Annotated in this window: 21 protein-coding genes and 1 tRNA gene; 14 read left to right on the top strand and 8 right to left on the bottom strand. The window is 41.8% G+C overall.

Annotated elements, in window-relative coordinates; genetic code table 11:
- Positions 1-60: 60 nt before the first annotated feature.
- Together GT508_RS01755 and GT508_RS01750 are read right to left on the bottom strand one after the other, a co-directional pair.
- Positions 61-1,341, bottom strand: a complete 1,281-nt coding sequence (locus GT508_RS01755; protein ID WP_161143445.1) for an amidohydrolase — start codon at positions 1,339-1,341, stop codon at positions 61-63.
- Positions 1,342-1,444: 103 nt separating this feature from the next.
- Positions 1,445-1,762 (bottom strand): L-2-amino-thiazoline-4-carboxylic acid hydrolase, encoded by a 318-nt coding sequence (locus GT508_RS01750; protein WP_243144044.1) that lies wholly within the window; start codon positions 1,760-1,762, stop codon positions 1,445-1,447.
- A gap of 176 nt (positions 1,763-1,938) precedes the next feature.
- Here GT508_RS01750 and GT508_RS01745 point away from each other — a divergent pair, with 176 nt between their 5' ends.
- Positions 1,939-2,892, top strand: coding sequence for a polysaccharide deacetylase family protein (locus tag GT508_RS01745; RefSeq protein ID WP_028087826.1), 954 nt, complete (start codon positions 1,939-1,941; stop codon positions 2,890-2,892).
- 37 nt (positions 2,893-2,929) lie between these two features.
- Here the strand turns inward: GT508_RS01745 and GT508_RS15020 are convergent, their stop codons facing one another.
- Positions 2,930-3,505 (bottom strand): DUF6512 family protein, encoded by a 576-nt coding sequence (locus GT508_RS15020; protein ID WP_242834662.1) that lies wholly within the window; start codon positions 3,503-3,505, stop codon positions 2,930-2,932.
- 137 nt (positions 3,506-3,642) lie between these two features.
- On the opposite strand from GT508_RS15020, the gene GT508_RS01740 reads away from it, so the two are divergent.
- From GT508_RS01740 to GT508_RS01715, 6 genes are all read left to right on the top strand, one after another.
- Positions 3,643-3,715 (top strand) — tRNA-Lys (locus GT508_RS01740).
- Between the two features lie 239 nt (positions 3,716-3,954).
- Entirely contained in the window at positions 3,955-5,529 is a 1,575-nt protein-coding gene (locus GT508_RS01735) for a phospholipase D-like domain-containing protein (RefSeq protein WP_161143443.1), read from the top strand.
- 181 nt (positions 5,530-5,710) lie between these two features.
- The gene (locus tag GT508_RS01730) at positions 5,711-6,040 is read left to right on the top strand and encodes a PadR family transcriptional regulator (RefSeq protein WP_161143442.1); all 330 of its coding nucleotides are present in this window, start codon (positions 5,711-5,713) and stop codon (positions 6,038-6,040) included.
- Between the two features lie 44 nt (positions 6,041-6,084).
- Positions 6,085-6,915 carry an NfeD family protein gene (locus GT508_RS01725; RefSeq protein ID WP_161143441.1) on the top strand — a complete coding sequence of 277 codons (831 nt, stop codon included), beginning with the start codon at positions 6,085-6,087 and terminating at the stop codon, positions 6,913-6,915.
- Between the two features lie 348 nt (positions 6,916-7,263).
- Positions 7,264-8,262, top strand: coding sequence for a PD-(D/E)XK nuclease family transposase (locus tag GT508_RS01720; RefSeq protein WP_055213899.1), 999 nt, complete (start codon positions 7,264-7,266; stop codon positions 8,260-8,262).
- Between the two features lie 86 nt (positions 8,263-8,348).
- Positions 8,349-8,645: a hypothetical protein gene (locus GT508_RS01715; protein ID WP_161143440.1), complete on the top strand. Its 297-nt coding sequence runs from the start codon at positions 8,349-8,351 to the stop codon at positions 8,643-8,645.
- Between the two features lie 17 nt (positions 8,646-8,662).
- Here GT508_RS01715 and GT508_RS01710 read toward each other — a convergent pair whose 3' ends face one another.
- From GT508_RS01710 to GT508_RS01700, 3 genes are all read right to left on the bottom strand, one after another.
- Complete coding sequence (locus GT508_RS01710; RefSeq protein ID WP_161143439.1) at positions 8,663-8,821, bottom strand: hypothetical protein; 159 nt, start codon at positions 8,819-8,821, stop codon at positions 8,663-8,665.
- Between the two features lie 151 nt (positions 8,822-8,972).
- Positions 8,973-9,866, bottom strand: coding sequence for a DMT family transporter (locus tag GT508_RS01705; protein WP_161143438.1), 894 nt, complete (start codon positions 9,864-9,866; stop codon positions 8,973-8,975).
- A gap of 96 nt (positions 9,867-9,962) precedes the next feature.
- Positions 9,963-10,385: a bacteriohemerythrin gene (locus GT508_RS01700; protein ID WP_055284335.1), complete on the bottom strand. Its 423-nt coding sequence runs from the start codon at positions 10,383-10,385 to the stop codon at positions 9,963-9,965.
- A 98-nt stretch (positions 10,386-10,483) separates the two neighbouring features.
- On the opposite strand from GT508_RS01700, the gene GT508_RS01695 reads away from it, so the two are divergent.
- Positions 10,484-11,152 carry a Crp/Fnr family transcriptional regulator gene (locus GT508_RS01695; RefSeq protein WP_117597676.1) on the top strand — a complete coding sequence of 223 codons (669 nt, stop codon included), beginning with the start codon at positions 10,484-10,486 and terminating at the stop codon, positions 11,150-11,152.
- Here GT508_RS01695 and rd read toward each other — a convergent pair whose 3' ends face one another.
- Positions 11,153-11,314: a rubredoxin gene (rd, locus tag GT508_RS01690; RefSeq protein ID WP_055284336.1), complete on the bottom strand. Its 162-nt coding sequence runs from the start codon at positions 11,312-11,314 to the stop codon at positions 11,153-11,155.
- A gap of 287 nt (positions 11,315-11,601) precedes the next feature.
- Between rd and GT508_RS01685 the strand changes: the two genes are divergently transcribed.
- Together GT508_RS01685 and buk are read left to right on the top strand one after the other, a co-directional pair.
- A complete protein-coding gene (locus GT508_RS01685) occupies positions 11,602-12,855 on the top strand; it encodes an MFS transporter (protein ID WP_117597626.1) in 1,254 nt (417 codons plus the stop codon).
- A 13-nt stretch (positions 12,856-12,868) separates the two neighbouring features.
- Complete coding sequence (gene buk, locus GT508_RS01680) at positions 12,869-13,975, top strand: butyrate kinase (protein WP_117597625.1); 1,107 nt, start codon at positions 12,869-12,871, stop codon at positions 13,973-13,975.
- A 143-nt stretch (positions 13,976-14,118) separates the two neighbouring features.
- Here buk and GT508_RS01675 read toward each other — a convergent pair whose 3' ends face one another.
- The gene (locus GT508_RS01675; protein ID WP_118309070.1) at positions 14,119-16,062 is read right to left on the bottom strand and encodes a BglG family transcription antiterminator; all 1,944 of its coding nucleotides are present in this window, start codon (positions 16,060-16,062) and stop codon (positions 14,119-14,121) included.
- Positions 16,063-16,197: 135 nt separating this feature from the next.
- Here GT508_RS01675 and GT508_RS01670 point away from each other — a divergent pair, with 135 nt between their 5' ends.
- Genes GT508_RS01670 through GT508_RS01655 form a run of 4 tightly spaced genes read left to right on the top strand, consistent with a single transcriptional unit; the run spans position 16,198 to position 20,228 of the window.
- Positions 16,198-16,836 (top strand): class II aldolase/adducin family protein, encoded by a 639-nt coding sequence (locus GT508_RS01670; RefSeq protein ID WP_117597623.1) that lies wholly within the window; start codon positions 16,198-16,200, stop codon positions 16,834-16,836.
- A 10-nt stretch (positions 16,837-16,846) separates the two neighbouring features.
- Positions 16,847-17,992 (top strand): iron-containing alcohol dehydrogenase family protein, encoded by a 1,146-nt coding sequence (locus GT508_RS01665; protein ID WP_117597622.1) that lies wholly within the window; start codon positions 16,847-16,849, stop codon positions 17,990-17,992.
- A gap of 21 nt (positions 17,993-18,013) precedes the next feature.
- Positions 18,014-19,171, top strand: coding sequence for an MFS transporter (locus GT508_RS01660; RefSeq protein WP_117597621.1), 1,158 nt, complete (start codon positions 18,014-18,016; stop codon positions 19,169-19,171).
- Position 19,172: 1 nt separating this feature from the next.
- Positions 19,173-20,228 carry an NAD(P)-dependent oxidoreductase gene (locus GT508_RS01655; protein WP_117597620.1) on the top strand — a complete coding sequence of 352 codons (1,056 nt, stop codon included), beginning with the start codon at positions 19,173-19,175 and terminating at the stop codon, positions 20,226-20,228.
- Positions 20,229-20,263: the final 35 nt, after the last annotated feature.

The following is a 20,263-nucleotide window of genomic DNA, read 5'->3' as shown; positions in this document are numbered from 1 at the left end:
GGTCATGAGATGTTTTAGAGCAGATATTTATAAAGTGTACAGTATGCAATGACAGGAGCTTTAAGGAGTCAGCTTGTGCAGTTCCCATGCTTTTTCGATACTTCCCGGAGTTTCCATCAGTAATTTTGTCCCTTCTGCCATACATCTCGCAACGTAGAACATACCTTTCTGTCCGATAGTCATACCGGCCTGTTTGGCAGCAGCCCAGTGATGAAGCGGGGTACCTTTACACATCGTAGCGGCACTTAAGGTGATCAACGGGACAGTGTGGCTGACCTGTGAAGCGTCCGTGCCGATAGCGATCGGAACCGGTTCATCTTCAAGCGGTTCCAGGCCGGAGAATAGTGTCCCGTCATTGATGAGTCCGGCTTCTTCTGTGATCTGCTTTGCAAAATCCAGCTCTTCCGGTGTATAAGCCGGTGTCGGAACTCTGGTCATAGCATCGTAATATAATTCTGTCAGTACCCGGTTAACTTTCATCTCACTACAGCTTGCGACCAGTTCGATATCGACTGTGGTGTCTGTCATAAGAGCGGCACCTCTGGCGCAGTTGTCTACACGTTCACTTGCATCTTCGGTGCGGGAACGTAAGTAGGAGCGGATGAAATAATTTGTCTTTGCGATATCCGGAACAACATTTGCCGGAAGACCGTTATCAATGTAGGCATAATGCATACGGACATCTCCCGGTACGTGTTCACGGAGATAATTGACGCCTACATTCATGAGTTCGGCGGCATCCAGGGCGCTGCGGCCTTTTTCCGGTGCTTTGGCAGCATGGGAACTAAGTCCGTGGAATGTGTAGTTCTTAATGTCCTGTGCCTGCCAGATATCGTTGCTGACACGGTTGCGGTCGAATGGATGCCAGGTAATAGCAACATCGAGGTCATCAAAGACTCCCTGATCGTTCATCACGATCTTGCCGGACATGATCTCTTCGGCCGGGCAGCCATAGACGCAGATCGTTCCGGCTGCACCGGTTGCGTCCATATCGGCTTTTAATGCACATGCCGCTGCGGCAACGGCTGTTCCAAGCAGGTTGTGCCCGCAGGCGTGTCCGACACCTGCCAGAGCATCGTACTCGGCCAGAAATCCGAGGATTGGTTTTCCACCTCCCCAGACTGCAGTAAATGCGGTGTCGATACCGGCTGTTTTCCATGTTATTTTAAATCCCTGGCTTTCCAGATAATCTGCCAGGCATTTGGAAGAAAGTGTCTCCTGATATGCAAGTTCCGGGTGATGGAAAATGTAATCAGCGGTATTCACCAGTTTTTCCTGATGATCGTCGAGCCAGCTGGCAATGATATTGTCAGGTGTATGTTCAGTTGTTAGTGTATTCAAAATATAGATACCTCCTCATAGAATCGGGTGTTTATCTATCATTTTAGCACAGGAAAACAGGATGTAAATAGATTTCATAGTTTTCTTATATGAAAAGTAAAAACTATTCAACCGGATAAAGCCCGTTCAGTACATCCAGATATTCCTGTCCAAATGTATCTACATTGACGCAATAATATTTCCCATATTCGGTAATATTATGCTTTTTCCATGCTTCACACCAGGCACATTTGGCAATGTAAGTCTGAAGTGTCGGTTCGGTGCGAAGTGTTCCGAAGTCCATTTGTCCGGCGTAATCTGGTTTCCATTCACCGTATGCCTGATTGGTCATTGTAGTCAGTTCATCACCGTGTGCGAACATCATGGCGTGATGTTCGATTTTGCAGCTGACAGGACAGACTTTATTTTCATTTTCATTCATATTAAAAACTCCTTTCGACATTTGTAAGTGATAATCTATTTATTACAATACTACATTGTAGTGAAAAAGTCTCGAGAAAAGGCTTGATAAAAAGGAAAAAAGCGGTATGATAGTAAAAAAGAAAAAGCAATTACTTAAAAGTGAGAATAAAGTTGAAAATTAAAGAGGAAAAAAGTATGAGCAGGAAAAAGTTAAAAAATAGAAGACGAAAAGATCGTGCACAGAGAAAGATTCTGATTGCAGCAGTCTGCATAGCAGCAGTGATCATAGGTGTGGGAATCGGCGGGCATGTTATAAAAAAGAATGCCGGTAAAACGATGACAACGGCCGAGACGGAAAGTAAAAAGGCAGTATCAAAGAAAAAAGCAACTGCAAAAAAACTTACGATCAATGAGAATGAAACTGATGCATCCAATAAAGAAAATCAAGGCCAAAAAGATCAGGCAGATGACAGAAGTGAATTTGCAGTTCAACCAGGAAGAAAAGTGGGTACAACAGAACAATCGGATGAAAAAGTTGTCTATCTGACGTTGGATGACGGACCGTCTAAGAATACGCAGGCGGTGCTGGACATTTTGGATAAATACAATGCGAAAGCAACGTTTTTTGTTACAGGAGCCATGCCGGAATATAAAGATATGATCAAAAAGGCTTATGATAAGGGACATACGATCGGAATGCATACATATTCTCATGATTACGCAAAGGTGTATGCATCTGTTGATGCATATTTTCAGGATCTTGACCAGATTGGACAGCTTGTAAAAGAAGAGATCGGCTATGTTCCGTGTTTTATCAGATTTCCGGGAGGATCTTCGAATACCATATCTGCAAGTTACACGAAGGGAATTATGACAACGCTTACGCAGGAGGTTCAGGCAAGAGGATATCAATATTATGACTGGAATGGAAGTTCGGGAGACGGGGCCGTGAGAACAACGGAACAGCTTGTGGATCAGGCAACCAGTTTCCATGACAATAATATCATCCTGCTGTCACATGATTCCGAGACAAAAGATACAACTGTGGAAGCGCTGCCGAAAATTATAGAATATTATCAGTCACAGGGATATGTGTTCAAAGCATTGGATCTTAACAGCTATGTTGCACATCATGGTGTGAATAATTAATTATATATGTAGGGAAATGTGTTGATGGTTGTTGTACTTATGCTGAATAGAATAACGGAAGATCTGGCGGAAAACATGTAAATACAAAGAAGAAAAATGATGTTATCAACCAGAGTGAGACTACAAAGCCAGGTTCTGTCTCGTGAGGAGAACGGGTCTTGCCGGAAATATATTCAGACATTCCAAATGAAAATATTACACTGGAATAAAAAAGCAGGATGTCTAAGATCAGGAAATTCCGGCCGAGAATCCCGGAATATGTGTAAAAAACAGAAACAGTAAAAAACATTCCGAGAAGCACACCCAGATACCGACAGTAAAAGAACGGTAAAACAACCGGATGCAGAGACAGATATTCCCATATGCTTACAAATAAAAAAGGAAAATATAAAAGTTTCAAATGTTCCCACACGGATTCATTAACCGGGCAGAAAAGTGCAATGATTGGAGACTGCCCGGATAAAAAATACAGGAAATGATTCAGTGTTCCGAGAAAGGCAGCGACCAGGACAAAATGCAGAGCTGTGCCTTGAATGCAGGAGATAATCTCTGTGCAGACAGTATGAAAGATTTTTTTGAAATTGGTTGTAACATAATGGATAATATGGCTCATAAATTCAACCCCCATATCAATATATGAGAAAAATAAAAAAATATGAAAAAAAGTAAAAAAAGTACTTGCATTTTTAAAAACCTTATTATATAATTAATCTTGTCGTTACGGAAAGCGTGACACAGAAAATTGAAAATGCGCGATTAGCTCAGTTGGTAGAGCACCTGACTCTTAATCAGGGTGTCCAGGGTTCGAACCCCTGATCGCGCACTACCAAATCACTGTTTTTAGAGGCTTAGAGCTCTGGGGACGGTGATTTTTTTTGTGCCTGAAAATAGGGGCTTTATGGGGGATAAAATGGAAATCACTAGGGAAAGCAAAGGTGGAAAGGAAAGAATTATGCAAATTATTTCCGGAGAGGATTTTACAAAATACCGGATAAAGCTTGTGACGGGAACATGTTCGTGTTAGTATAATCATAATTTACGATAGAAGAAAAGAGTGAGAAGATGAGCAGTCATACACTGGAAGGAAAGAAAAAGACACAGAATGGTGTGAAGCGGCTGGCGTTCACAGTGCTTTCGATATTACTGGAAGTAGTGTTCCTGATTGGGATATTTAAGGGACTGAATGAATACGCGGTATTCATAGACAATCTGACCAGAATATTTGCCGTCATACTGGTTCTGAAAATATATGGAAGAAATGAGACTTCCTCGATGAAGACACCGTGGATCATCCTGATCCTGACATTTCCGATCCTTGGAGTAGCACTTTATTTTATGATCGGTATGAACGGTGGAACCCGGAAGATGCGGATGCGTTACAAAAGGATTGATGAGAAGCTTCTGCCACTTTTGCCGGAAAATAAGGAAGTGCTGGAACGTCTGAATGTGTCAGATCCGAAGGCGGGAAATGTTTCTAATTATATAGAAAGAAATGCGTGCTATCCGGTATATCAGAATACAGATGTGACTTATTTTGACGAAGCGGTCAAAGGACTGGAGGCGCAGCTTACGGATCTTGCAAAGGCGGAGCAATTCATTTTCATGGAGTATCATGCAATTGAGGATGAATATGCATGGAGCAGGATACAGACGGTGCTGGAAGAACGGGTGAAAGCAGGAGTAGAGGTCCGGGTGTTCTATGATGACATGGGCTCGATCGGATTCGTAAATCTGAGCTTTGCGAGAAAACTGGAAGCGAAAGGAATTGCCTGCCGGGTATTCAATCCGCTGCTTCCGGGACTGAATATGTTCCTGAATAACCGTGACCACAGAAAGATTACGGTGATTGACGGAAAGGTTGGGTACACAGGCGGTTATAACCTGGCAAATGAGTATTTTAATTATACACATCCATACGGGGAATGGAAGGATACGGGAATCCGGCTGGAAGGAGATGCGGTGGTTTCGCTTACGGCAGCATTTTTGGAAATGTGGGAAGCATCCGGGAAGACTCCGGCCGATGTGGATGTTCTGGATATAGAGGCACAGAAAAAATATCTGGTACAGCATCCGTATCAGGCAAAGCAGACGGGATATATCCAGCCGTATGCGGACTGCCCGTTAGACGGAATCCAGGTTGGAGAGGATGTCTATATCAGTATCGTCAACAAAGCGGACAGATATTGCTGGTTCATGACACCTTATCTGATCATCACAGATGAGATGACACATGCACTTTCGCTGGCGGCCAGGCGTGGCGTGGATGTGCGGATCATCACGCCGGGAATCCCGGATAAGAAGCTGATCTACAGTATCACCAGATCGTTCTATCACAATCTGGTACAGGATGGTGTAAGGATCTATGAGTGGACGCCGGGGTTCTGTCATGCGAAGATGAGCGTGGCAGATGATTGCATGGCGACTTGCGGCACGATCAATCTGGATTACCGGAGCCTTTATCATCATTTTGAAAATGGGTGTTTTATGGCAGATTGTGATGCGGTGCTGGATATCCGGCGGGATATGGAGCAGACATTGGAACAGTGCAGGGAAGTGACGGAGAAGTATAAGTCCGGCCGGAGCGCGACTCTGCGGCTGGGACAGTTGTTCCTGCGATTGTTTGCGGAGCTGTTGTAGGAAAGAAGAAGGTAAAGGGACTGGGAATGCAGGTTTGCATTTCCGGTTCTTTTTATTCTTGTATATTGACATATATCGAGATGCGATATATAATAAAACCAAGAAGAAAGCAAATTTTTTTACACTCAACTATCGAAAGCCGATATATAATGAAAGTAAATATAAGAAAGGAGCAATCACTATGAAAGTAAACAAAAATATGGTCTCAGGAAATACCGCAATGTTAATTCTCAAATTGATCTCAGAAAAGGATATGTACGGATATGAAATGATCGATACACTCTCAAAGAGATCGGACAATGTATTCGAATTAAAGGTAGGAACATTGTATCCGCTGCTTCACAGCATGGTACAGTCCGGATATTTGGAAAATTATAACCAGGAGGCGAACGGGAAACTCAGAAAGTATTACCGGATCACACCTAACGGGAAGAAATATCTGGAGAAAATGATCGAAGAATGGAATGCTTATGCCAATGCAGTTACGAGCATGATCCAGTATTCCGTATAGCACAGGTAAGGCAGTGAAGGTGGCAGAAAAGGACGGTGTTAGATATGAAGGAAAGAGAATATCTGAAAGAACTTGGGAAGAAGATTACCGATTCGTCTGTAAGAAAAGAGATTGTAAATGAATATGAAGCGCATATAGAAGACTGCAAAGCCGCATTAATGGAATCAGGGATGACGGAAGTTGAAGCAGAGGAAGAAGCAGTCCGCCAGATGGGCGATCCGCAGGAAGCAGGTGAAGCAATGGATAAGATCTATCATAAAGTGTTTGATTCCAATATGTTTCTGTGGATGCTGGCACTGGGATGTATACCGATTGTATGTGTGTGCATTTCTTATCTTATCGCAAGAGATCCGAACGCATTTTTATGGTTGTGGAATGATGCGCTTGGCCTGAATAAAATCCCGGCAGTTATACACCGGAATATCGGAATCGGATTAGCTGTCTATGGAATCGGATTGAGCTTCTGGGAGAAATACACGGGCAAAGCTTTATTCTATGCAGTCGGAAGAGACTGGGGGCAGGGATGTTACGTTGCAAACAGCGGGCTGGTACTTTTTATCTCGGCATTATGTTTTGCTCCGAGCTTCCCGGTGAAGGGATATGCAGGAATCCTCTGCTGTGTATTGATAGCATGTCTGCTGAATATGGTACTGAGAGGATTTATGAATCTTTTGCAGAGCAGAAGAGAGACCAGACTTTTATGGGAGATTGGAACGGCAGATACCAGAATCAACTGGAAGGGAAAAGGATATCTGTGTGGACATCATATGAAAGTAAGAGTACAGGGATCTGAGAAAGGAACGGAGATCCCGGCAGGAGCACCGGTGATGGTTGTCGGAATGGAGGGATTTAAGCCGGTGGTGGCGCAGGTATAAAGGAAAATCTGAGTAATTCCGGATTATAATAAATATACGTATAAACATGCGGCGGAAGATAATTCTGCCACATGTTTTATAGGACAAAGCGTACAAGAAAGACTGCTTGTAGAGAAGCCTGCAGATTTGATGAGATATTAACTTTTAAATTTATACAAATGAATCTTGTAATCATATGAACAATATGCTATTCTGAATGCACTTCAAAGAGTGACTTCTACAAACTCTTAAGTATTTCTAGGCCAAAAGGCATCAAGTTTCGACCGTTTCACACCTAAAAATGTCTGAAACATATTTCCGACTTGAGAGAACACGAAAATTTTATAATCTATTTAGGAGGACGTGCCTATGACAAACAAACTTCAACAGTATTTCCCGATGATTCGGACAAGGGAGGAGGTGTTGAATGAGATTGAAAGTAAAAGCAGATTAAAAAATTTATTTTATGAGTGGACAGAGGAAAATCAAAATGAATTTCTGGATTTTTGTACCGGAGTGAAAGGTATAAAAATCATGTATGATTTCATGATAAAAGAAATTCTGAATCCGGAGAATACACCGGAGAGAGTAAATGAATTACTCACGTTACTTCTCGGACAAAGAGTGAGAATTGTAGACGTATTACCAAATGACGGAACAAGATTAGCAGATGAATCTACGCTTCTTATTACAGATATGGTAGTACAACTGGAAGATGGAAGTATTGCGAACCTGGAAATTCAGAAAATCGGATACTATTTTCCGGGAGAAAGAAGTGCCTGTTACTCAGCAGATCTGTTGCTTCGGCAGTATAAGAGAGTGAGAGGAATCAAAGGAAAACGATTCTCTTACAGAGATATCAAGCAGGTGTATACGATCGTGTTATTTGAAAAAAGTCCAACAGAATTCCAGAAATTTTCCAATAATTATATCCATCGTTTTATGCAAAAATCTGATACAGGAGTAAATATAAATTTATTACAAGAATATCTGTTCATACCTCTTGACATATTCAAAAAGAATCAGCAAAATGAAAATAGAAGTGTAAAAATAGAAAACCGGCTGGAAGCATGGCTTGCATTTTTCTGCATGGATGATCCGGAGACGATTATAGATATTATAGAGAAATATCCGGATTTTAAAGAAATGTATGAACAGGCTTATGATGTCTGCCGGAATATCGAAGAGGTGATGCAGATGTTTTCGAAAGAATTGCTGGAGTTAGACAGGAATACAGTAAAGCTGATGATTGATGATATGCAGAAGGAGATAGACTGCCAGAGAGAGCAGTTGAGTCAGAAGGATGAGGAGATGTTAGAAATGAGGAAAGAAATACAACGATTACAGCAGCTATTGGATAAAAAATAGCATGAAAAATGTCAAAAGAATTGTTTTAGATACTTATAAAAATAACTAGTCAGTTGAAAGAGGTGATGTAGACGTTTTCGGAAGAATTGTTAGAATTAGATCGAAATACAGTAGAATTCATGATTGAAGATATGCGGAGGCAGATAGAAGAGAAAGATGAGCAGATAAAACAACTAGATGAGCAGATAAAACAGAAAGATGAGCAGTCAAGACAACTGGATGAACAGATAAGACAACGGAATAAACAAATAAAAGAAAGTGATAAGCAAATAAGACAACTGGATGAACAGATAAAAGAAAGCAATAGGCAGATAGGACAGTTGGATGAACAGATAAAACAATCAGAACAAGAAATACAAAAAATGGAGGAAGCAAAAGAGTAATACATAGCCTGGCTGTCTCAGGAACGTGAAACAGCCAGACCGCTTACCTCAAAGCATGTAATCCAGGGATATTCCATATAATTGATGCTGATATCCCCGTCTACAACAACCCCATCAGGCAGATAATAGACATTTCCAAGAGGACTGGTCTCGCAGACATACCCCTGTGCGAGCATGTCCTCTTTTTCTTTATCGGTAAATCCTACCGATATCTCCAGACGCGGAGGGGCACATCAACTGGTGATTGTTTCGATGGAAAGTATGATGTTGCGGAATCCGCGTTTATTCATATAGGCAATAGCATTGTCGTTCAGGTGTACCATATGTTCAATTCCTTTCATAATTTAATAATATTACAGCAGTAATTGTAAAACAAAGTCCACAGATGGAAAGAATACCTGGTGTTTCGGCATAGAGTACCGCTCCGAATAACATGGCGGCGGCAGGCTCGCTGGAAGCGAGAATCGATGCCTTGCCGGCCTCCATATAGCGCATGGATAAAGAATATAGTGCATAAGGCAGGACGGATGATACCAGCGCATGAATAATCAGTATAAAAAAGGTGGTCCTTTGCCCTGAGACAATCATACTGCTTAAAGAGTGTATATTACTGAAAGGCAGCATTGTCATGCCGGAAAAGAGTGTGCCGTAAAAAGTAATCGTCAGGAAATGATATCCTTTTTGTGTGACTTTTTTGCTTATGATTCCATATACAGCATAGAAAAAGCTTGCCAGAATTCCGCAGAGAATTCCTGTTATGCTCCAGGAAAGTCCATTGCTTTCCAGTACTCCGCTTACCAGTACACAGCCAATGAATGCGAGTGTTACACAGGTCAGTTTGTGTCTGGTTACTGGTTCATGAAAGAAGACAGCAGCCAGGAACAGAACAAAGACCGGAGACATGGCAAGTAACACGGCAGAAAGTGCAAGAGATCCTTTCGTAACGGAAATATTATAAAAGACACTGAGGGCGGTCATGCCGATCATGCCGCTTCCGATAAAAAGCCAGAAGTCACGCCGATGTACATAAAATAAATGTCGGTTATAGAATAGAATCCATATGCCAGTGATCAGAGCTGCAAGCAACATCCGGAAACTAATGATGGAAAAGTTGTCGAGCCCATCGTGTTCCAGTGTACGGACAAAGATTCCGGCAGCACCCCAGCAGATGCCGGAGAAAAATGGCAGTAACCAGGCGTATTTGGTAAGTTTCTGATTCATAAGTACCCAATCCTTTGTAAATATAATAAATTAAGTATATCACAAAAACGGACATTGTTATGAGAACATGTCCGTTTTGTGCATTTTTATGAATCACTATAATCGATTGGAATTATCTTTCAAATGAATATATTCCGCTACAGACCGGTCAAAAGTCTTGATATGTTGGAACAGCCAGTCTACAACATTGCGCTTTACCTGTTCGATAAACTGATCATCAGGCCCTTCATTTTCATTCAGATAATCGTATAATTCCTGAATAGATGTTTTGAATTCTTCATGCTTTGCATGGTGACTGGAAATCTCCGGATAAGATACCTTTTTCTGAAGTTCCTCTTCTTCCTGAAAATGAAAATTTGTATATTCATCAAGGTAATCTAACATTTTGATCGCTTTGATCTTACTGTCACCGGATTCGCATGCTGCAACGAACTGCCGGATACGGTCGATCAGTTCCTGATGCTGGGAATCGATGGTCTTGTTGCCTGTAATTAAGTTATCGTCAAATGTAATATTCATAGAGAAACCTCCTGTCTTTGGTACACATTGAATCCTCGTCCCGCATAGTCTATAATGAATCGTAGAAAATGTTTATCAGCAGAGAAAAGGATTGGATTATGAAGTTACAACAGTTACAGATATTTCAGAACCTGACAGAAGAAGAACTGGAAAAAAGTCTTGTCTGTTCACAGGCTGTAGTAAAGAAATATCCGAAAGATACCTATATTTTCCGTCAGGGTGATGTGCCGTTAAAATTATATTTCATATTGGAAGGAATGGTTGAGCTTGGCAGTATCAACCTGAATGGTAAGATTACCCGGAGCAGTTACGTTACGGTGGGTGAGGAGTTTGGCGAAGTAGAAATGTTTCTGCGCCAGTCTGCTTACTCCGGTTATGCAAAAGCAAAAAGTGAAGTGTCGGTTCTGGAGGTTTCACAGAATTTCTTTGGCGGAAGATGCGAAAGAAACTGTGTACATCACAGTAAGGTTGTCTTCAATATGCTTCAGCTTTTTGCGGAAAAAGCAGAGAAATGTAACCGTCAGATAGAGGTTCTTACCAGTGGAAACTTACGTCAGCGTGTAGCGGCGTACCTGTTGGAAAACTGTAATCCGGACTATCGGGTCCGTTTGCATATGAACAGGGAAGATCTGGCAGTATATCTGAATACTACAAGACCATCTCTGTCGCGTATGCTGCTTACTTTACAGGATGAAGGTATCATCCGTCTTGTAGGCCGTAAGGTAATCGAGATCACGGATTATGAAAGACTGCAGTCGGAAGAGTAATTAATCTTCTGCAACAAATACTTCTTTTCCTAATCCGCAGATTGGACATACCCAGTCATCTGGAAGATCTTCAAAGGCTGTGCCCGGTGCGATTCCGTTATCCGGGTCTCCTACAGCCGGATCATATTCATAGCCACATGGTTCACATACATATTTTTTCATAGTTAAAATCTCCTTTTATAAAAATTAATTGTTTGTTGATTGTTGCTGTACAACTTATGTTGTGATTAAAGTATATCGCTTTTGTCAGAGAAAATCTGTAACAAATGTTACGAAAATGAGAAAAAATGATAATTATATGTCAATTCAATTAAAAATTTCCATATACATGAGGAAATAGAATGTTTGAGGAAAAATTCGAAATTTTATATTCTTAATACAAGAAAGAAAATCGCGGTTTGAATCTGAGAAATTATTCATGCAGAACATACAGAAAGGAAAAAAATAGTATGGAAACGAAAGTGAAAAAAGGATATGGAAAAGGATGGGCATTGATTCTTTATGCATTCCTTGCATATTTTACAGCAACTGCAGTAGGTAGTGCAATGAACGCAGCGTCAGGAACGTTGTCTGAATTAAGAGGATGGAATGCAGCATTATTAACAAGCTTTATTTCATTAGGATCTATTGCAAATGTAGTTGCAGGATTTGTTTTTGGTAAGTTATCAACAAAAGCTTCAGCGAAAAAGCTGAGTATCATGTGTAGTGTGATCTGGATTGCAGTTGTAGTCGGAATGGGAGTGACAACTAATCTCTGGGCATTTGCATTCTGCCTGATCATTGCAAATGGTATTTCCAGTGCGCTTGGATATCAGCTGGCACCAGTTATGATTTCAAAATGGTTTCCTAAGAGAAAAGGAATTATCATGGGAATTGTAACAATGGGTATTCCGCTCTGCTCAGGATTTGCAACAATGATGTACCAGGCAGGATATGCAGCAATGGGATCTTTAGGTGGATTTCTTCCATTTATTGCAGTATTGGTTGTAGCGTTGATTGTACTCGTTGTATTCCTTGCGGATGATCCGGCTGACAAAGGATTCAATCCGGATAACGGAGCAGAAGCAGAAGCGGAGGAAGAAAAAGGAATTAATAAAGAAAGCATCTGGACAACACAGAAACTTCTGTCTACTCCACAGGTATGGATTCATGGTCTTACACTTGGTGTTCAGTTGTTGTTCGCCAGTGGACTGATGGTTCAGTTATTCCCAAGACTTCTGGAGATTGGATTTGATCCAGGAATGGCAGGAATGATGATGCTTGCATCTGGTCTTCTTGCTCTGCCAGGCTCTTACTTATGTGGTGTGATTGATTCTAAGATCGGAGCAAGAAAAGCAGCATATACTTCATATGTATTCGGTATTCTTGCAATGCTTCTGAACCTTACAGGTAATACGGTATGTGTATGGATTTCATTGGTATGTATTGGTATGGTTGTAGGTGGTGCAGCAAACTGGCCGGCATCACTCTGTATTGAAGAGTTTGGAGACAGCTTCGCAAATGGATATGGTATTATCCAGCCAATGATTCAGGTAGTCGGAGCAGTTGGACCTGCATTCTTCGCAGCATTTTACGGAATGACAGGAAGCTATAAGATACCATATATCTGCGGTGCTGTATTAATGTTTATCGGTCTGATTGGATTTGCGACACTGGCAAAACCAGGATTTGCAAAAAAAGAAGAAGAGAAATATAAAAAATAAGGGATGATATCAGATGAAGACATATAAAGTATTTACTGTAAATCCCGGTTCTACATCAACAAAGATCGCAGTGTTTGATGGAGAAAAGAAGGTCTACTCAGCAAATGTCAGCCATGATTCAAAGGTGTTGGAAGAATATAAAACACTGGAGGATCAGCTGGCTTACAGAAAAGCAACAATAGAAAGTCTTTTGAAAGAAAATCATATAGACCTGGAAGGTCTGGATGCCTGCGTTGGTCGTGGAGGCGGTCTGCTTGCAATGGACGGCGGAACTTATGAAATCGATGATCTTGTTTTGGAACATTCGATTCATGCTAAAAACGGAGTAGTACATCCGGCATGTCTGGGACCAAGTATTGCAAGAGAATTTGCAGAGCAGTATGGTGCAAAAGCATATGTTGTCAATCCGCCGGATGTAGATGAACTGCAGGATTTGGCGCGTATGACCGGCATCAAAGGTGTATATAGAAATGTACATCTTCACGCATTGAATTTAAAAGAGACAGCTATCCGTCATGCCAGAAATATGGGAAAGAAATATGAAGAGTGTAACTTTGTAGTCTGCCATATCGGAGGAGGTATCTCGGTATCGGCGCATCAGAAAGGGAAAATGATTGACGGATTTGACATTGTCGGTGGAGAAGGACCGATGGCACCTACCAGATGTGGAAGTGTTGCAGTGGCAGATGTGTTGAAGTATTGTGAAGACAAAGAGATTAAGACTGTGAAACAGTTATGCACGAAAAATGGAGGATTTGTCAATCATATGGGAATTTCAGATGCACTGGAACTGACAAAATGTGCAGCAGATGGAGATAAATATGCCGGATTACTCTGGGATACCATGATCTATCAGATCGCAAAATGCATCGGTTCTATGGCAGTCGTGCTGGAAGGAAGTGTAGACGGTATTCTGTTGGGAGGTGGAATGGTCTACAATGAAGATTTGGTTGCGAAGCTTAAAGGGTATTGCGAATGGATTGCGCCGATAAGTGCATATCCTGGGGAATTTGAAATGGAAGCAATGGCATCCGGCGCAGAACGTGTGTTAGATGGCGAGGAAGAAGTGAAGAAATATACGGGAGAATGTAGATTTCAGGGATTTGATTTTATAAAATAATGGCGATGGAAAAGGGTGCCGCACAGATAAAAATGTGCGGCACCCTTTTTGTAAGCTGACATTCGTCCGAAAGAAACTGCGAGTGGCAGGTTTTGCAGATACCAAAGTATGTAAAAGGAACTGACGGCAGCAAATCCTCTGCATTACTCATATGCTTTAAAGAAATCAATAATTTCCTTTTTAGTCTTTAGCATCCGCAGAGTGTCAATGTCAAGCTTGTCATTATAAAAAATATGCAGAAGCCGGAACACCAGAGTCGCATCATCCGGACGGAAAGCTCCCATAATAATGATACGGATCTTATAGGAATTCCACATGATCCGGTGATCCAGTGTTGTGATTGATAATCGTGTTTCCTTTGCGGGAATCAGAGAATGCAAGAACAGAATCCCGGGACCAGTCGCATTAGTGGCGATAGATTCCCATCTTAAAATATCAGACAGATAAGACGTATCGGTCAGGTTATTCTGTAAAAAATCTTCAGCCATTGTCTCAATAATGGTGAATCTGTCGGTGAATGATTCTTTTTCATGCCAGAATGCATGCTCCAGCAAATGACCGAGTGTTATATCAGATGCGGCGCATAAATGTTCGATACGCTGCTCGTTGATGTATTCTGACAGAAGCAGATAGTCATCCGGTGCGAGAAATGGGCTGATCTGTATGGTATCAATACCGGGAAAATTAGTAATTGATTTACGGACGGTTGATAAGATAAGATCTGTATTTTGAAAATCATAAATATTCTTATCATTCACAGGCAAAAGTGCCGTTACATTCAAGTATTTATCAAAAGCTCCCAGAATTTTCCGCTTAAGTGCCCAGGCAGCCGGCATATTCATGTGGCAGAAGATGACCGTTTTCATCTTGGTCTCAGGATGTATCTCAAACAGGAATTCCACAGCACCTGAGATGCAGTGAGCCAGATAGAGCAGTTCATTCTGATTCAGGTAATATCCAAGGTATTGCTGGGCGAGATCCTGAAACAGGTATGCAATCTCGAATTCTACATTCAGGATTCGTTTTTCAAGATCCTGATTTCCCTGTGTATTGAGAATGTGTGTAGGAGCCTGGATGAACTGGATGTAGGATAAAAGCGTGATATAGAAATCCTCATCTTCAGAAAAATCCAGATGGAATACATCCTGAATTCTGTCTATGTAAGCTTTCGCTAGCTGGATGGTAACCGGACCAAAATGCTGTGAGATATTCAATGGTGTAATGTCGGATACATCAGGAAGATGTCCGGAGGCAATCCGCTGATAAAGATCATCCCGTTCTTCGCGGCTGAAAGAGCAATGGAACTGTCCTTCCAGGGCATCTGCCAGACTGTCGGAAGCCAGGCTGGCCGGAGTATCAGGCCGGAGTACAGGTGAAGCCGGTGGCAGCTGATGGCCGGATAATACTCGGTGATACATGATAGCAGCAGCAAGATTCAAAGAGACAAGGCTTGGGTCTTCCATAGATATTCCGTATTTATCCAGATGTAAGGGTACTTCATCCATAATGTAATCCAGCACGTCTTTATTCAGAAATGTATATCCGTAATACGTGTTCCAGTTGTGATTATAATTCCAGTCTTCATGAAATAACCGGTTCAGAACAGAGCGACGTTTTTGTTCATTTTCTTCGAATGTAAGAAAGTTTCGCTTCTGTTCTAATTTTATATAGGGTTCCGACAATACATATTTCATTTTGAGACTATGCAGATCGTGTTCCAGTGTTGTGTGGCTTATGAACATTTCATCTTCCAGATCAAAGAGATTTAGATGTTCATCGGTCAGACACAGCCGGAAAGCAAGATAACGGATGCGATCTTCTTTGGTAAAGAATGCAGTGTCAATTTGATTTAGCTGTTGGATGATTTCGGGGTTTTCTGCGGTATAAAGGTATCCTTTGCTGCGCGCGGAAAGAATCTTTGCGTGATAGGGTAAGATGTTTTGATTGATTTCTACGATATCACTGCGGATCGTTCGTGGTGAAACACCTAATTGCTTTGCAAGTTCATTTCCGGTGATATAAGTAGTCTGTTCCTGCATCATGTGGAGAAGTTTCCGTTGGCGCAGAGATAGATTAAGCTTGTCCATGATAACCGTCCTTTCGTATATTTTTCTGAGTATATTTTATCAAAAAGCATTGCCGTTTTAAAGAGGAAATATCCAATTTGAGAAGGCGGAGGAATGAGATTAAGATAAAGTTATAAAAAACAGGAGGTCTTAAAGATGAAATACGAAAATACCAGAAAAATTGTTTTAGATGCTATTTTAGATGCAGTAGATATGGGGCTGATCCATGGAACATCAGGAAATATTGCCATGAGAGATGATAAGGAAGATGTAGTTGCGATCACACCAAGCGGAATCTCTTATAAAGGGATGACAGCAGATCAGATTGCCATCGTAGATATGAATGGAAAATGGCTTGATGGACCATTCAAACCATCTTCAGAAGTCCCAATGCATACAGCAGTTATGAGAGCAAGAAAAGATGTAAAAGCAACGGTACACACACACGGAATGTTTGCAACAATCGCAGCAATGAGCGGAGAATTACTTCCAATTACACCACCGCAGGCAGAATTCGTTCCGGTAGGAATTGTTCCATTTACGATGCCGGGAAGTAACGATGTTGCGGATAAAGTAGTTGAGGCTCTTGGAGAAGAAGGAAGAGCAGTCCTGATCAAAAATCACGGAATGTTCTGCTGTGGGAAAGATATGAAAGCAGCAATGGCAGCAACAATTTATACAGAAGAGATGGCTCAGACAACATACTATGCAAAGGTTGCAGGTGTATATCAGCCGATGCCGGAAGAAGCTGTTAAGAAAATGAAAGAACTGATCGCAGCAGACCAGGCAGTGTAGGAGGAAGAAAATGAGTTTTAACTTTTTCGTAAAAAGCAATATTACATTCGGAAGAGGTGCAGTAGAGAAACTTCCGGAGATTATTGCAGGATATGGATTGAAAAATATCATGGTTGTGTATGACCGAGGAGTAAAGGCAGCGGGAATTGCAGAACGTGTGATGGAGCAGGTAAAGAAAGCCGGAGTAAAAGCAGTTGTGTTTGATGGAGTCATTCCAAACCCGACCAATGAAGTGGTAGAAGAAGCAGCAGCAATTGCAAAGGAAGCACAGGTGGACGGATTCGTAGCAGCCGGTGGCGGAAGCAGTATTGACCTTGCAAAAGCAATCAATGTTCTGATGACAAACCCAGGAAAGATTGGTGAATACGGCGGAATAGGAATGGTAAAAAATGCATGCCTTCCACTGATTGCTATCCCGACAACAGCAGGTACATCCAGCGAGATCACAAATGTAAGTGCACTGATCGATACAGAGAAAGTAATCAAATATGTAGTCATTGACAACAAGATCGTGGCATCTGACGTTATTGCAGATCCAGATTTCACAAAGACAGTACCGGCAGGCGTAACTGCTGCAACCGGAATGGATGCAATCACACATGCAGTGGAAAGCTACATTTCCAATATGGCAACACCATTAACAGAATACAACTCATTAAAAGGACTGGAAATCTTACATAAGAACCTTCCGAAAGTTGTAAAAGATGGTTCGGATATGGATGCCAGAGAACAGATGATGCTGGGATGTATCATTACAGGGTTCGGATTCTCCAATGCCAATCTCGGACTGGTTCACGGTATTGCACATACACTGAGTGCACATTTCGGACTGGCTCATGGAATGGCCAATGCAACCGTACTTCCTTATGTTATGGAATACAATGCAGGCAGCTGCCCGGAAAAAATGGTTGATCTTGCAAAAGCAATTAAACTTCCGGTAACAGGTAATCTGGATGAGGACAAACTGCTTCTTGCAAAAGAATTGAAGCGTCTGACAACAGAACTTGGAATCAAGACTCTGGAAGAGCAGGGAATAAAAAAAGAAGACTTCGATATGCTGGCAGATGATGTGTTAAAAGAGCCTGTGCTTGGATTCAACCCACGTCAGAACATCACAAAAGAAGATATCCTTGCAATTCTTGAAAAGGCATTTTAATCAGAAAGGATTAACGATAAGGTGAGTAAAGGAAAGAAGATAAAAATTATTATTTCAATTGCAGCGATCTCGTTCATCCAGGGATTACAATATTGCGTATCGCCTGTGCTTGGGCAGATACAGGAACATTATCCGGATGTCAATATCAGTCTGGTCCAGATGCTGATTACAGCACCGGCGCTGCTGTCCATGATCGTGGCAGTATTGTCCGGATGGCTGGTCTTAAAGATCAGCAAGAAGAAATTACTTTTGTTTGCCAGCCTTGTAGCAGGAATCACCGGGTTCCTTCCGTATCTGTCGGATAGTTTTGGTCTTCTGTTCTTTTCACGAACATTTTACGGTGTAGGACTGGGACTTGCAACGGCTCTGAATACGGCAGTTGTGGCAGAGTTCTTTGAAGGAGACGAGCGGGTGTCCGTTATGGGAATTCAGGCGGCGAGCGTAGGTGCAGGTATGGTTGTTGTAACAACCGTCGGAGGAATGCTGGGTGCCGGAGGATTTAAAAATGCATATCTAATCAATGTGATCGGCTTTATTTCTCTGATATTGATTGCATGCTGCCTTCCGGATACCGGAAAAGCGCAGGCTTCCGGCTCGGAAAAAATTCAGCTGAACAAAGAAGTTTTTAAGATCTCATTTCTGGGAATGCTTGAATTTTTATTCCTGATTACATTTACAACGAATATAGCCATGCATCTGAGCGGAAATCTGGCAGGAAATACAGCCGTTTCCGGAAATCTGACGGGCGTATTTTCCGGATCCCAGATTGTAATCGGATTAATCCTTGGTATGGTTACAAAGATTACGAAGAAGTATACACTTCCAGTGGCGATGTTAAGTTTCAGTATCGGTGGACTGTTACTGATCCTGTTTCCGTCGAACCTGATCATGCTGATGGCAGGAGCAGTGTTCTGTGGATTTTCTCAGGGCATCTTCATTCCACAGGCGATGGTGGATGTCGCAGGGGCTGTAAAACCAGTGGCAACAGCGATGGCATCTGCATGTTTTACCTGTGCAATGTGTTTCGGTCAGGTAATATCGCCAACGGTTCTGAATACCATCTCGAAGCTGGTATTCGGCGAAGTTTCCACTACGAATGTATACATCATTTCCGTGATTGGAATGACAGTAGTTGCAGTTATCACAATTATTATGAAAAGAAGAAAGGAAAATATATAAAATGAAAAAGACATTAGCACTTTGTACTCCAATTCCGGAGAAACAGATGGAGTATATCAAAGAACAGTGTGACATTACAATCTGCGGTGAGTTAAAACACGGAAAAGGAAATGTCACAGAAGAAATGACAAAAGAAGAATGTATGGGACATGAACTGGTTGTATTAGGAGACGAATATGCAGGCGCAGATACGATTAAGGCATGGGCAGAGTCTGGCATGAAGTTCATGGGAGTTGCCAAGGGAACACCCGCAACCGTAGATCACAATGCGATCAAAGAAGCAGGTCTGGAATTATCTTATACACCTGGAAGAAACCGTGTTGCAGTTGCAGAATTTACAATCGGACTTATGATCGCAGTTGCAAGAAAACTGACATTGAGTTGTACAGGATTATCCAAGGGAGAACATGTAGGAGAACCTATGGAAGACATTTATGACGTACCGGATGTAAAGAATGTTACATTTGGACCTCTGGATGAGAAGCATCCATTTGTAGATTACGGAATCGGATTTGAATTATACGGAAAGAAACTTGGTGTTGCAGGATATGGTGCGATCGGACGTGAAGTAGCCGTAAGAGCAAAAGCATTCGGAATGGAAATCCTTGCATATGATCCATACATGCCGGCAGAGAAGATCGAAGCAGACGGAGCAAGAGCTGTTGATCTGGACACTATGCTTGCAGAAAGCGACATGATCAGCATCCATCTTCCGGTTCTTCCATCTACAAAGGGGATTGTAAATAAAGACTGGTTCTCTAAGATGAAGCCAACTGCTTATGTGATCAACACAGCCAGAGCAGCCGTTATTGATCAGAAAGATTTCGTAGAAGCACTTATGAACAAGACAATCGCAGGTGCAGCTGTTGATGTGTACTGGAAAGAGCCGGTACCGGCAAATCATCCACTGTTATCTATGCGTAATGTAGTATGTACACCTCACATGGCAGGACTTACAACAGACGTAGATAACTGGTCAGGTACGATGATGGGAGAAGAGATTACTGCTTACCTGAAAGGTGAACCAAGAAAATATATATGGAAAGTAAAAAAATAAAAATCAGAAACAAGGAATAAAGGAAATGTAATGGG

The sequence above is a fragment of the Dorea sp. BIOML-A1 genome (genome assembly GCF_009875615.1).
GTDB classification, from domain to species: domain Bacteria; phylum Bacillota; class Clostridia; order Lachnospirales; family Lachnospiraceae; genus Dorea_A; species Dorea_A amylophila.
Note: the sequence above shows the minus strand (reverse complement) of the source record. Positions and strands in the feature narration are given on the sequence as shown.

Coding starts and splice junctions, on each gene's coding strand:
- GT508_RS01685 (WP_117597626.1), top strand. CDS start 11,602: ATGGAAACGAAAGTGAAAAAAGGATATGGAAAAGGATGGGCATTGATT.
- GT508_RS15020 (WP_242834662.1), bottom strand. CDS start 3,505: ATGAGCCATATTATCCATTATGTTACAACCAATTTCAAAAAAATCTTT.
- GT508_RS01725 (WP_161143441.1), top strand. CDS start 6,085: ATGAAGGAAAGAGAATATCTGAAAGAACTTGGGAAGAAGATTACCGAT.
- GT508_RS01665 (WP_117597622.1), top strand. CDS start 16,847: ATGAGTTTTAACTTTTTCGTAAAAAGCAATATTACATTCGGAAGAGGT.
- buk (WP_117597625.1), top strand. CDS start 12,869: ATGAAGACATATAAAGTATTTACTGTAAATCCCGGTTCTACATCAACA.
- GT508_RS01730 (WP_161143442.1), top strand. CDS start 5,711: ATGAAAGTAAACAAAAATATGGTCTCAGGAAATACCGCAATGTTAATT.
- rd (WP_055284336.1), bottom strand. CDS start 11,314: ATGAAAAAATATGTATGTGAACCATGTGGCTATGAATATGATCCGGCT.
- GT508_RS01655 (WP_117597620.1), top strand. CDS start 19,173: ATGAAAAAGACATTAGCACTTTGTACTCCAATTCCGGAGAAACAGATG.
- GT508_RS01750 (WP_243144044.1), bottom strand. CDS start 1,762: ATGAATGAAAATGAAAATAAAGTCTGTCCTGTCAGCTGCAAAATCGAA.
- GT508_RS01675 (WP_118309070.1), bottom strand. CDS start 16,062: ATGGACAAGCTTAATCTATCTCTGCGCCAACGGAAACTTCTCCACATG.
- GT508_RS01700 (WP_055284335.1), bottom strand. CDS start 10,385: ATGAATATTACATTTGACGATAACTTAATTACAGGCAACAAGACCATC.
- GT508_RS01720 (WP_055213899.1), top strand. CDS start 7,264: ATGACAAACAAACTTCAACAGTATTTCCCGATGATTCGGACAAGGGAG.
- GT508_RS01695 (WP_117597676.1), top strand. CDS start 10,484: ATGAAGTTACAACAGTTACAGATATTTCAGAACCTGACAGAAGAAGAA.
- GT508_RS01670 (WP_117597623.1), top strand. CDS start 16,198: ATGAAATACGAAAATACCAGAAAAATTGTTTTAGATGCTATTTTAGAT.
- GT508_RS01710 (WP_161143439.1), bottom strand. CDS start 8,821: ATGCTCGCACAGGGGTATGTCTGCGAGACCAGTCCTCTTGGAAATGTC.
- GT508_RS01705 (WP_161143438.1), bottom strand. CDS start 9,866: ATGAATCAGAAACTTACCAAATACGCCTGGTTACTGCCATTTTTCTCC.
- GT508_RS01735 (WP_161143443.1), top strand. CDS start 3,955: ATGAGCAGTCATACACTGGAAGGAAAGAAAAAGACACAGAATGGTGTG.
- GT508_RS01745 (WP_028087826.1), top strand. CDS start 1,939: ATGAGCAGGAAAAAGTTAAAAAATAGAAGACGAAAAGATCGTGCACAG.